Source organism: Micromonospora sp. NPDC049903 (assembly GCF_044460945.1).
GTDB lineage: Bacteria > Actinomycetota > Actinomycetes > Mycobacteriales > Micromonosporaceae > Micromonospora.
This window is the reverse complement of the sequence record NZ_JBITKL010000001.1, coordinates 587,322-601,049: the sequence shown is the minus strand read 5'-3', so window position 1 is coordinate 601,049 and position 13,728 is coordinate 587,322. Positions and strand designations below refer to the sequence as shown.

Genomic DNA, 13,728 nt, shown 5'->3' with positions numbered 1-13,728 from the left:
GGCGGGAGACGATCCGGACCGGCCGGTGCGCGTTCCCGACCTGGTGCGGTCGTTGCCGCCCGGCGGGGTGCGGACCCCGGTGTCCGCCGCGCGGGCCGACCTGGCCGCGATGTTGACCGGGGTGCGCGCACTGCTGCACAGGTTGACCCGGACGACCGAGGCGGGCAGCGTCTATCGGACGGCTGCCATGGTGATCGAGGTTGCGGCCACGCACATCGCCCGTCTGGTGGTGGGAGCCGGCACCACCGCTCCGCCCGGGGCGGCATTGATCGCGAACGCGGTCGCGGCCCAGGCGGTCGAGGCCGCTGCGCGGCTCACCGCCACCGTGGCGGCCTGGGACCGGCTGGCCGGTGGCCTCTCCGCGGCCGACCTGGCCGCAGCCGTGAGCGACAGTCAGGCGGAGGCACGAAGCCGGACGGAGGCCGACGAGCGGAGCGCAGACATCGTCCTCGCTCCGACGTGGGCCACGCTCATCGCCGTACACCAGACGGAGATCGAGGGCGACGGATACGTTCGTCCCTGGTTGGATCACCTGGCAGTCCTCCAGACGGCTGACCGGATCCAGGTGCCGCGCGCCGTGCTCTACGAGTACGCCCGGCGCAACCAGTACCTCTCCGAACGCACACCGGAGCTGCTGGGCACCTGGAACCTGGGCCGGACACCCGAGGACATCTACCGCCTGGCGAACGAGGAGTCGGTGCCGGTGCGGTTGCTGTCGCCGCTCCGGACCCTGCTGAACACACGGGTGCGGACCACCGATCCACGGCAGGTGAAGCGCTCCCTGGAACGCGTTCAGGTACCTGACCGGATCGGGAGGTCACCTCGGCGTCGACTCGCCTTCCTCACCGACGTCGACGTGCGCACGACGGCCACCGCCGAGCTCTCTGACGGCCAACTCGAACAGTGGGCTCACCGGTGGGAGGCCGACGTCCTCGGGATGGACCCCGAGGATCTGACCGGCGCCGACGGGGTCTCGCTCCGGTCGCTTCTCGATCTCGTCGACCTGGTACGCCGCGAGTTCGCCGCACGGGAACCCGGCGGCAACTGGGCACTGCACGACATCGAGTCCCTGGCGGACGCCCTCGGTCTGAGTAGGTACCTGGTCACCGGCCACAGCGTCCGGGTGGGCCGGGTGCCGGTGGAACTGGCGAAGAAACGCGACGGCAGCAACCTGTTCCTGCTCGCCAACGCACTGCGGATGGACTCGCGTGAGGTGCCGAAGGCCATCCGTGCGCAGCTGACCACATTCATGGAATCGCTGCCACGGCAGGAGGCGTTGGATAAGACGCTCGCGCGGATCCGGGGGGAGGGGCAGCTGGCGCCCAGGGAGTCCCTCACCGGAAAACTGCTCCGGATCGGTGTGGCCTCGAACGACCTCGTACCGCGACACCTGGGGCTCCTCGCGCAGCAGGCCGGCGTCTCCGCGACGGACCTGATCGAGACGGCGTACCAGGCCGGCGAGGTCGACCTCTGGCTGACCGCCGACGCCATCGGACTGACGGCGGGCTCCCGTCCCGTACCCCAGGACCGGCCGGAGGCCGAGGAGCCCGGCCGTACCGGCGAACTCGCGGTTTCGCCACGCCTGGTCAAGGAGTGGGTCGACTGGCTCGGCGGAATCACCGCAGCGTCCCCACCCCTGCACCCGGCGATGACCGCACAGGCGCGGCGGGTCGGCTGGACGTTCGACGAACTGTCAGCGCTGCCCGGAGACGAACGGGCGAAGGTCCTTCAAGCCCTCGCGGCGTCCGCCACGGAGGCGGGGCTCGTCGGGGACTACTACGACACCGTCTCGCGGTCCAGCCACGACGCCGAAGACCTGCTCCAGGCGCTGACCGGATTCGTGGACAGGGTCGCCGGCGCCCGCCTCGAGCTGCCGATGCCGCAATGGGCTGAGCTCCATTCCGGTGTGCGCGTGAACGTTCGCGTGCCACAACCGGTCGACGCCGACTTCGCCGCGTTCGCGGGTATCGAGACGCGGCGGGAATGGTTCCTCACCGATGAGCCCGACACCTGGAAGGAGATGGAGGAGGGCCTGCGTGCGCTCCAACGGGACGGGACCCGTGTCGCTGCCGCGACCGTCTTCGACTCCGATTTCTCCGAACCGGTCGCGCGGATCGCGGAACTGGACCTGACGCCACTGGCCGTCAGCGCGTTGCTCGCGGTGATCTTACGCCCGGGCGGCCTGACCAGGCACCCCGAGCTGCTGGGCTATCTGGGGTACGAGGTCGACCCGTACGACTCGACGCGACTGGATCGTCGGGTCAGCCGACCTGCGCCGATTCGCGTCGACCCGTTCTGGTCGATCGACCATCTGCCGACCGTTGCCGTCGTCATGGCGGCGGCGATCGCGCGCCTGCGGCAGCCCGGGCCCCTGGTCGCCGCTGCCCGCCCGACTACGACCCTCACCTGGTTCCTCGACGACGAGGATCCCGCATTCGTCGGTGCCGACGAGCACCACCTGGTGCCGAACGACGTGGGTGACGCACCCGGCAGCCTGATCCGGGCCATTCTCGACGGCGCCCGCGCCCAGGGGCTGCGGCTACCGTCGCAGGTGCGCGACGAGAACGACCTGATCCAGCACCTTCGGCAGGTGGTCCAGGACGACCCGAGCAGGTTCCCGTTGCGGACCATCGGGGACCTGGTCGCCGAAGACCTCGACGACCGAGCGCTCCTCGGCCTGGCGGAGGCACTGCCGGTCACGTCGAAGAGGCCTCTGGAACCGGCCGTCCTGCGGTGGAGGATCACCCAACTGGTCAACGAGCGCGACCCGCGTCTACGGAGACTTCTCAGCACGGCCGTCGCCGTGCCGGGCAGCGGCGCGGCATGGATACTGCGCCGTGTGGGTGGGAACGGCACCACGGGTGCCAGCCACATCGCACACCTGTTGCCCGAGGTGATCGGCGAGCCGGCCCTGTGGGACTCCGCGCTGGTCGACGAGGTCATCGGTGCGATCGCCGTCGCGCTGGGAGTCGACCTCGTCGTGGTCGAGGACGAGGTTGCCCGCCGGTTCTCGGGTGGCGGTCACTCCACCCTCCACCTGCTCCGCGTCGAGCGGGACCTGTTCCGGGCCTACCACCCCGCCCCGGTGCCGGCCCAACTCACCGCGATCGAACCCGCACACGCGATCTTCGGCGAGTACGACGCGGCCACCGACTCGATGCGTCTGCCACTCGTGGTGACGGGACTGGACGGCCGACGCCTGAGCGACCTGACCGCCGATCTCACCGGCCAGGAACTGATCGACCGCTGGGCGGTCCATGCCACCGGGGAATCACCGCCGCTGCTCCTGGTGATGGGCGGGGCCGCAGACGAGTCCGGCCCGCACGGTGCGCTCGCCCGCCGTTTCCGGGACCGTTTCGCCACCCCGGTGATCGCCAGCACCGTCGACATCATCCTGGGTGCCGACGGGAAGGTCTCGGCGGCCACTGTGGTCCGCGCCCCCGACGGAACCGTCGACCACGCTCGGACGCGGCCCGGCGAGTTCCGCTACTTCCCGCCGGACGGGGGCGGGTCGGAGCCGCTCGGAGACGACCTCGCGGTGGGTGGGGAATCGCTCGGGCTGCGAATCGTGGTGAACCTCCCGCTCCCCGACGTCGGGGTGACCGTCCTGGCGGCCCGACCGGATCGACCGCCGGCTCAACCGGATCGACCGACGGCTTCACCGGTTAACCCGTGGCTTACGAGCGCGTCGCTGGACCAGCCTGACGTCGTCGCTGCGGAGGCCGAGGAAGCGACGGCTCAGCGGGTCAACCCGTGGCTTGCGAGCGCGTCGCTGGACCAGCCTGACGTCGTCGCTGCGGAGGCCGAGGAAGCTCGGGTGCCGCACCGCTTCGTCGATGCGGACGCGGCCCCCTCGGCTGAGTCGACGAGCGCCGGTCGCATCCGCCTCGGCGAGGTGCAGCGCGCCCTGCTCGACAGGACGAGGGCCGTCAGGCAGCTGAACACCGACCGCGCGGCTCTTCGGGATGACGTCGACTCGGGAAGACTCGGACTGACGGAAGTCGCTGCCGAGATGGCCGAGCTGTCGGACAAGATCGACCGCGCGCAGAAGGAGATCCGCAGCCTGCGGGAACGCGCGACCGAGCTGAGCGAGATCGTCCGGCACCAGCCGGTCGAGGCGACGCCGGAGGGCTTGACCAGCCACATCCGGGTCGAGCAGTCGGTGTCGGGCGCTGATCGGTGGCTGCTCGTGCCGGTGCTGATCGACGACACCGGTGTGCACGGCCGGCACCCGGAGACCGGTGAACGGACCGCCGACTACTTCCTGACCGCGAGCCGGCAGTGGCTGCCCCGCCTGCGCGGCGGCGCACCCGGTGCGATCCGTGATGCGTCCGTCGAGGCGCCGACCGCGAGCCGGACCGACGCGGCACCGGCCGGGACGGGCGCATCCCCGGCGGCGCCCGGCGTGGTGCCACCCCGGGGGGTGGCTGGTGCCGCCTCGCCGTCGGCGTCCGATCTGCCGGACGCACTCGCCGTGACCGAGGCCCAGGTGCGATTCGTCGCCTGGGCGGTGCCGGATCGGCTGGCGGCCCTGCGGCGGCTGGCTGCCGAGGACCATCCCGGAGCCGGTGCGGCGTCCGCAGCCGTGGACGCACACCTGCGCGTGCTGTTCGGAGCTGCCCACGGCCGGGCACGGCGGGTTTCCGAGGCGGATCGCACCACCAGCTACCAGCGCATGCACGAGCGGTTGACGGCACTGGACCTGCCCTACCTGGCGCCGCCGACGACCGACCTGTCGGGGGGTGACGACGCCGTCGCGTCGCTGCCCGTCGTGCCCGAGGCGGACTTCCCGGTCGTACTGGTCGCTCCCGAATCGGGGTCCGGCCCCGTCGGCAGCGCGACGGACACCGACGACGCGCGATGGTTGCGGGGTGTCGGGATCACCGGCCCGCAGGCGGCTCGCCTGCTGGATGACGGGGAACTGCCGTTCGACCGGACCGAGGTCGACCGGCTGGCCCAACGACTGGCCATGGCGGGCGACGAGGTCGCCGACCTGGTGAACCTGGTCGAGGTGCTCGGCACGGTGCCGCTCGACGTGGGCACCCACGCGCGAGGGATCGGGCTCGCCGGACCCGGGCCGCTGTTCGGTGTGGTCCGCGACCTGGGGGTGCCGCCGGAACTCGTGGTGACGGTGGGGGACGCGCTGGCGCGCGTCGCGGCGGACTCCCGCGAGATCGAGCCGGACGAGGGGTCCTGGGTCGACCTGCTGCGCACGGAGCTGGCCGGGGAGGGCGTCCGCACCGACAGCGACCTGGTGTGGCTGATGCGACTGGTCCGCCGGTCGACGCTGTCCCCCGCCGACCGGTCCGCGCTGGGGGAGCTGCGCGAACTCGGCGTACCGCTGGCACTGCTGCACGAGCTGCCCACCGCCCACGTGCGCGCGGCGCTGACCGGCCGAAGCCGGGCGGCCGGGAGCCTGGCGACGTTGGCCACGGAGTCCGGCCTCGCCGGCCCGGCGGCTCTGGAAGCGGCGGCCGAGCGGTTCGGCGTACCCCCGGTCGACCTGGCGCTGGCCCTGGGGGACCAGCTGCGGACGGCCGCCGCATCGGTGCCCGTCGACAGTCCGGACGACCCGGCACAGCTGCGCCGTCAGGGGCAGCGGGTCGCCGAAGCGGTGTCGGCGCTGCTGCCGGCGGGCGCCGACGTCGTCAGATGGGTGCGGTGGACCGCGCGCCTCGGGTTCCCCGTCGAGCACCTACGTCCGCTGGTGGACTCCCCGGCGATCGCGGAGTCGGTCTGGGCCGCCCTGGGCGATGTGCCGAGCGAGCGGGTGGCCGATGCCCTCGTGCCGGTGGCCCCCGAGACGGCGACCACGGCCGAGCTGACCCGGGCGCTCGCCCGGAAGCGGGACGTTCCCACGCCCGACCCGACCGACCTGGCGCAGTGGGCGGAACAACTCGGTGTGCCGGTCGCCTATCTCCGTCGGGTGACGGCACTGCCGGGAGTCGACGGCGGGCGCCTGTCGGATGTGGCCGACCGCCTCGGGCTGTCGACCACGCAGGCACCGGCGTTGGTACGACTGGTCGAGGTGACCGGCCGGGTACCGGTCGAGCTGCTCTGGGTCGCCTACCGGCTCGACATGATGCGGCTCCCGTACGTGGTGGTCTGGCTGGCGGCCACCTGGGAGACGGACCCGCGCGGGCTGCTGTCGTTGCGCCCGCTGTTCGACCGGATCCGGGAGATGCCCTCCGAGGTACAGCCCAATGCGGGACAGATCGAGGAACTCGTCACCCGGTGGGCCGCGCTCGGCCGGCCGGGACCGCGTGGCGACGGCGGTGGTGACGCGCAGGAGTGGCCCGCCCAGAGCACCGCGTCGATGATCAGCGAGTCCGCCTCCGATGATCAGCGGCCACGGTACGTCCGGGAACTCCTGCGGTTCGCCGAGGTCGGCACCGGTCCGCAGGGCGGGGGACTGCACCTCGCCGATCGCACCCGGGCCGTACACGTCGCGGAACTGACCCGCAATGTCGAGCAGTTGCGCCGGTCGCGGGATGTCGCCGTGGCCGACCCGACCGCGGTGTGGCAGGAGGTCGACGCGGTCGCGGACGATCCGTTCGTCGGAGCGTTGACCCGGCAGGCGGCGATCATCCTCGGTACGGCCCGCTCCGTGACCCTGACGCTCCATCACCCCGTCGCCGAACCGGGCGACGTGATCCAGGCAGCCACCCGTGCGGCCGGTGCCCTGACCGCCGCCGTCCGGTGGTGGACGGAGCACCACGCCGACCGATCGATACCCGGCGTGGACGAGACGACCACACCGGCTGGTCTCGCCGAGCTGGCGGCTGCGCTACCCGGGCAGAAGTCGGGCGGACGGCGGGACGCGGCCGGGCAGATGCTGGCCGAGGTGCATGCCCGACTCGAACCGCTGAGCCGACCCGGCTCCACCTGGCACGGCTACCGCAACGCCGACCTGGTGATCCGTACGGCGGCGGTGCACGTCACCCGACTGCTGGTGGCAGCGAGTGCCGCCGCGTCGCCGTCGGCGTCGCTGATCGCGGCTGCGGTGGCGGACCAGGTGGTCGAGGCGGCTCGACAACTCGCCACGGCGATGCGGACGTGGGACCGGTTGACCGGCGGTATGTCGGCGGCGGAGGTGTCGGCGACGGCGGAAGCTCCGCTCGGTGCCGACGATCTCCCGCCCGCGCAGTTCGTGGACAACCTGCTGGCCGCGTCCTGGGCCACGCTGTTCGCCGTACATCAGAACGACATCGAGGAGGACCGACGCGAGCGTCCGTGGTTGGACCCCGAGATGGTGTACTCGCTGGCAGTCGAGGCCCAGGTGCCGTCGGGGCTCGTCTATCAGCAGGCCAGGGCGCAGGGGCATCTGTCCGAGCGGACGCCGGACCGGCTCGGGGAATGGGGTCTGCAGCCGCCGTACGAGGCGGTGTACCAGTCGGCCCTGGATCTGCAGGTGCCGGTGCGGCTGTTGCAACCCTTCCTGCGCGCCGGAGGGGTGGCGGCGCAGTCCGATGCCGCCTGGATCCGGGGCGTTCTCGGTGACATAGCCCAACGGGCGGGAATGGGCACCGAGGAGCCGAGCCGGCACCTGGCCTTCCTGACCGACCTCGACTTCGACGCCAATCAGCCGGTGACCGGGCGCGAGCTGGATTCTGCGGGCAGGCAGTGGACCGCCGACGTGCTGGGCATGGATCCGTCGGACCTGGACCAGATCGGCACGGCGACGTTCGACGACCTCGCGCCGGTCGTCGAGAAGATCCGTGAGTACCACGAGGGAAGGACGCCCGGCGGTTCCTGGGGCCGGCACGAGATCGCATCCCTGGCGGACGCGCTCGGCCTGAGCTACCCGCTGGTGCTGGGGCACAGCGTACGGGTTGGCCGGGTGCCGGTGGAGCTGTCGGCCGACCCGTACGGACCCTCCGTGTTCCTGCTCGCGAACCGGGGCCGGGTGGACGCGCGCGAGCTGGAACCGATCCGCGGCGAGATCGAGGTCCGCGTCGACCGTGGTGGTCCTCGGCACGTGGTGCTGGACGAACTGGCCTCCCTGCTGCGTGAGCACGTGGGCGAGGTATCGCCGCGCGACTCGCTCATCCGTCGGCTGCTGGGCGTCAGCGACGCGGAGGAACTCAGGTCGCTTCAGCTCGGGGCGCAGTACCAGCCCGTGGGTACGCCCATCGAGGACGCCCTCACGGTCGCGGAACTGGCCGAGGTCACGCTGGACGTGGCGCTGGAGTTCATGACGTTGGCGGCGGGCCGGCACCCCCAGCCCGGCGCAGACGATTCGGCGGCACGCGGGGTCGCGGGGCTACCGTCGGCCCCTGACACACCCGAGGCGTCGGCGACCCGGCTCCGGGAGTGGGTCGCCCGGTTGCGCGGCATCGAGGGCTTCGACAGCGACGTCGCCGAGGTCCTCTGGGCCGCGCGGGACGCCGGCTGGACCCTCGAAGAACTCTCGGCGCTGTCGGTCGACGACGCGGAGCGGGTGCTCACGGCCCTGTGGATGGCCCTCAAACTGGACGTCGAGTTCCGGAGCACCATCGCCGGGTACAGCCGCGACGTCGAGGTGATGTTCCGCCGGTTGGAAGAGCTCGTCGAGTACACCGCCGACAGTCGGTTCGACCAGCGCAACCTCATGTGGACGCACATCGGGCTGCCTGGGGTCCGGATCCACGTCGACCTGCCCGGGGCGACCGGTGCGGAGCCGGAGTCCCGCGACTGGGATCTGGAACGCTGGAACGACCGGCGGTCCGTCAACGCCGAGCTGAGCCGATTGCACGGAGCCGGGACCAGGACGGTCTCCGTGTCCTTCACGACCCCGGCCGGCGATGTCGTCCGGGTGGCGGAGGTGGACACCGCAGGACCGGTCTTCGGTGCGGTGGCCGCGATCCACGGGCTGCCGGACGGGCCGGCTAGTCATCCCGACCTGCTGGCTCACCTCGGATACGAGTTCGCCCCCTACGACCACAGTCGACTGGACCGCCGGGTCAGCGCGGTGCCACCGCTGGCCCTCGCCTCCTTCGCGCAGGTGGCGGATCCGTCGCTACGCGCCGTGATCATGATGGCGGTCATCTGGCGGGTACGGCAGCCCGCGCCTCTCGTGCCCGCGAGTCGCGTGGAGCCGCTCTCGACCAGGCTGCTGGACGATGGCGAACCCGCTGTCGCCGACGAGTGGGAATACCACCTGGATGCCCGGGACCTGGGCACCGAGCCCGGCAGTCTGACCCGGGCGGTGCTCGACAGCGCCCGCGCGCAGGGGCTGAAGCTGCCGGCGCACGTACGGGACGAAGCCACCCTGCTTCAGCACGCCGGACAGGTCGTACGCGCCGATCCGCACCGGTTCACGATCCGGTCTATCGGCGAGCTGATCATCGGTAGCCTGGCGGACGAGGCGGTCGCCCTGCTCGCCGGGGCACTGGGCCTGAACGAGCCGTCCCCCGGCGAGCCGTCGCTGCGTACCCGGTTGGTCGCGATGGCGGACGAGGACACGGCCCGCCTGTACCGGTTCCTCACCCTGCTCACCCCGGACTCCGACGCGGCGGGGGCGCTGGTGCGAGCGGGGTCGCCGGAGGCGAACCCGGCCCGGGATGCCGCCGCGCTGCTGGTCGCGGCGATCGGTGCGCCCCGGATGTGGAACTCCGCCATCCTCGACGAGGTCGCCGCGGTGTTCGCCGTCGCGTTGGGAGTCGACCTGGTCGTGCTGGCCGACGAGGACGCCCGTACGTACCCGGGCGGCGGCGCGACACTGTTCGTGCGCCGGGTGGACGGCGACGTCTTCCAGTCGTACCGACCGACCGGCTCGTGGGGTCAGTCGGCGGCCTTCGGCTCGTCGCCGGCCCTGCTCGCCGAGTACGACCCGACCACGGACGTGGCGCGCGTGCCGGTGGTGCTCGACGGCCGACGCCACCGGAACGTGACCGCCCGGTTCACCGGAGACGACCTGATCGACCGATGGGTGTCGCAGGCTGCTGACACCTCGGCGCCGCTGGTCCTGCTGGTCGGGGGTGCCGCCCGTGGCGACGGCACACACGGCCCGTTGGCGGATCGCTTCCGGGACCGGCTGCGGCAGCCGGTGATCGCTCCGCACGCCGACATCGCACTCGACCCGCAGGGGCGGGTGTCGGCGGTGCGGGCGGATCGACGCCCCGACGGCGCGGTCGACCTCCACGGGGCGCAGCCCTCGGAGTTCTGGTACTTCCCCGCCGACGGCGGCACCGCGGTACCGCTCGGCGGAGACCTGGTGACCGGTGCGGCCACGGTCGGCCTGCGGCTCGTGGCGGACCTTCCGACGACCGGCGAGGTGCGTACCGCGCTGACGCTGCGGCCCGTACCTCCTCCCGGCGACGACGTGCCGCCCCCGAGGCTGTTCGTGGACGGCGACGGCGCGGTCCGGCTCGGTCGCCTCGCCTCGCCGCCGGAGGGCTGGTGGCCGCTCGGCGACGCGTCGCCGCTGCTCGCCCTGCGCTGGCTGATGGACGGCGGGCCGGCCGACGGAATCGACCCGTCGGCCTTGGCGCAGCCGGACCTCCAGGTCGCCGCCGAGCAGGCCACCCGGCTGCACGAGCAGCAGATGGCGATGATGGACGTGCCCTTCCGGATGCGCTCGCTGCTCGCTGCGGAGTCTCCGCGTGCGACCACGGTGCACGAGGGACTTCCCGCGTTGCGACGAGGCGACGGCGTCATCTTCGTCGGTGCCTCCGGGCAGGCGCAGGCAGCCACCCGACTACGCAACGGTGACCTGCTCACCTACCGGCCTGCTCGCAGCGACACCTCCACCGAGCGACTGTCCTGGACCCGGTTCGTCGAGGAGGCGGGCGAGGGCTGGTTCCTGGTGCAGCACCGCGCGGCGGACCCGGCGCCGATGGTGCTCCCCACCGACGGCCCCGTCGATCCGACCGCCTCACGGTGGTACGACCGACCGGAGAACGTCGGCGCCTTCGTGGTGCCGGAGATCGAGCAGGCGCCGCAGAGCAGTGTGGTGCGGGGCGAGAAAACGGACGGGCTCGACGTCCGGCTCAACCCGTTGTGGATGCCGCTGGCCGACTTCACACCCGAGGTCTGGGCCGGGCGTCCGGGCCACGCCTGGCTCTTCCTCGTCCTGGAACGCGGGTCGTACGCCGAGGCCCAGGAGGGTGAGGACGCCCGCGACCTCCTGGTGTTCGTCGGCTCGGAGACCGCGACCGACGCGATGTCGCCGGCGCAGCTCGACGACCTGCTCACGTCGATGCGGAAGGTCGACCCGACCGTCACCCTGGCCGATGTCCGGGACATGCTCGACGGTCCCGGACATCCCTCGCTGGCCGCGCGGTTCGAGGGCGACGGCACCGCGAGACTGACCCGGGCCGGGGTGGCCGGGAACCTGCGTCGGGATCCGCAGACCGGCACCTGGGCGTTGGACGGTCTCTCCGGCCGGTACTCGTCAGGCCGTCTCGGCCCGCTTGATCATCTGGACCGGTGGTTGCGCGATGTGGCCCGGCTCATCGCCGACCAGGTGCGCGAACCGGTCAGGTCGAGCGTGTACAGCAGCCGGGGACGGATCGAGTCACGGTACGAGTTCGACTCGAAGATCTACTACCCGCACCCTGCGGACACCCTGGACACGTACCACGCGGTGCGGCGGATGCCCGACTTCCGGCCAGGGGTGTGGTCGGTCTACGCCACGCTGGATCCACAGACGGGCGAGGTGGTCACCCGCAACGGACGGTACGGCCCCCGGAACTTCACCCGCGAGTTGGCGCGCAGCAACGCCAGGTACGAGGGCGCGTTGCTGTTGGTGCTCTTCCTGCCCGGCGACGCGGAGGGCACCGAAGCGGAGCTCAAGGCCCTGTCCCGCTTCGGGGAGCGAGTGCAGGAGGCGCGCCGCACCGACGTGACGGTGTCGGTCGGGACCGCCCACATCCTGCCCGGAGACGGGGACGTGCGGTTGGGCACGCTCACCGCCGACGTCGTCGGTGCTCCCATGGTCGAGCCTGCGGGTGCGTTCGTCCGGTTCCGGCAGCCGGAGCCGGGGAGGGAGTCGGAACCCAAGCCTCCGCCGGAGTTGCTCGACGCGTCGGCCGACGCGTCGATGATGGCGCTGCTGGTGATCGGCTACCCGTCGGGCGTGCACGATGCGCCACAGCGGCACCCGGTGCCGTTCGGACCGCCCCGGATCGACGCACCCCGGGGTGCCGCGTACGACGGTGGGTTGCTGGTCGTGGGCGACGTCGACAGGTGGCGGCAGCGACCGGTCGCCGAAGCGGTGGCGCGGGCTGCTTCGGCGGTGCGGCGTCCGGTGGTGGTGGTCGAGGTCGGTGCCGGAGTCGACGAACGAAGCGCGGTGCTGACTGTGCTCGGCATGACCCTGATCAAGCTCGGCGAACGACAACTACAGCCGATCGTGGTCGCCACCGCGCCCGCCGCGGCCCTGACCGCACTGGTGAACCGCTACGACCTTCCGCTGATCAGTCCAGAGACCACCGAAAAGGACTCCCGCTGGCAGGTCACCGGGCCGGACGGTGCGTCACGCTGGTCGACCTCGGCGTTCGTCCCGACGCTGTTCACCGCCGCCGGTCAGGTCACCACGGGCGAGGTTGCGCGTACCAGATCGGTGACCCTCTCCGAGTGGCTGGGGCAGTCCGACTGGCCCACCGCCGAGGAGTACCTCCGCGAGAACGTCGCAGACCTGCGGTCTCCGTACATCGCCGACGAGCTGGCTCACCTCCAGGCGCGGGACCCGGACAACCGACTGCTCTCCGCCCACAAGGCGGTGCTCGAACTGGTCGAGGCGGCGGCCGGGGCGATCGACCTGGCCGAGTCCCGCTACCAGCCGACCGGTCCGATCCAGACGTTCGACATGGAACCGCGCACCAGCGTGCAGGGCCCGATGACGGTCACCTTCGCCCTCGACTACCTCGAACCGAAGCCGGATGCGCTGTCCCGCAAACCCTGGGACGACCACCTGCTCCGCCTCATGTACACCGACGACCGGGCCCGCGCGCTGGCAGCCGCCCTGGCCGCCGGGGTCGTCGGCGAACAACCGGACCGCGTCGACGACGGACGCTGGAACGCCACCGTGTTCGGTGCGGTGGCCATCGTGCTGCGGATGACCCGCGAGGAAGCCCACCCAACCAGCTCCGTCGAAGCCTGGGACAAGGCACTGGAGGACGTGGCCTGCTGCGAGGCGAACCCCTACCACCGCTGGTACTGGGTGGATCGCCTGGACGAACTCCGCGACGAGGTCCGCGCCCACGGCATCCCGGGCCACGTGGACGGGCCGGCACCGCACCACGCGGACCTGCTGGGGGTGCTCACCGAAACTGCGGCCAGCTGCGCACCCGGCCGTCAGGCGCCGGGCAGGGTGCCGTAGCTGTTGCGGTAGACCTTGCCCGGCTTGGGGTGGGTGAACTTCAGGCCCGCCCACACCTCGTCCACCCGCAGGCAGGTGCTCTCGACCAGCCCGAAGTCGTAGCCGATCCGGATCACGCTCTTGAGCTCCAGGTCGGAGCCGAGTCGGCCGCCCTTGGGCCAGGAGAGCCAGAGCATCCCGCCCCGGCGCAGGTGCTCCCGCAGCACCGGAAATCGGTGCCGCATCTCCTGCTGCGTAATGACGAAGAGATGCAGGTAGTCGAACTCCCCGGTCAGCGTTTCGGCGACCGTCAGCTCGGGCAGCCGCAGCGCCTCGACCGCCGATGCGGGCGCCGCGTCCAGATAGGCCCGGCTGCCCGGCTTGACGCCCATCTTCTGCGCCACCGTCCGACCCGACGTCACTCGTTCCCCCGTTGCCTGCGTCAT

2 protein-coding genes (1 of these 2 cut by a window edge) are annotated in these 13,728 nt (G+C 71.9%); one reads left to right on the top strand and one right to left on the bottom strand.

What is annotated here, in order from left to right; all coding sequences use genetic code 11:
• On the top strand, positions 1-13,303 hold the end of the coding sequence (locus ACIBO1_RS02770; protein ID WP_396740918.1) for a hypothetical protein. 18,092 nt of this gene lie to the left of the window's left edge; 13,303 of the gene's 31,395 nt are visible here — the last part of the coding sequence; its start codon lies off the left edge, out of view; it ends in the stop codon at positions 13,301-13,303.
• Here the strand turns inward: ACIBO1_RS02770 and ACIBO1_RS02765 are convergent.
• Complete coding sequence (locus ACIBO1_RS02765) at positions 13,279-13,728, bottom strand: hypothetical protein (protein WP_396740916.1); 450 nt, start codon at positions 13,726-13,728, stop codon at positions 13,279-13,281. The genes ACIBO1_RS02770 and ACIBO1_RS02765 overlap by 25 nt on opposite strands.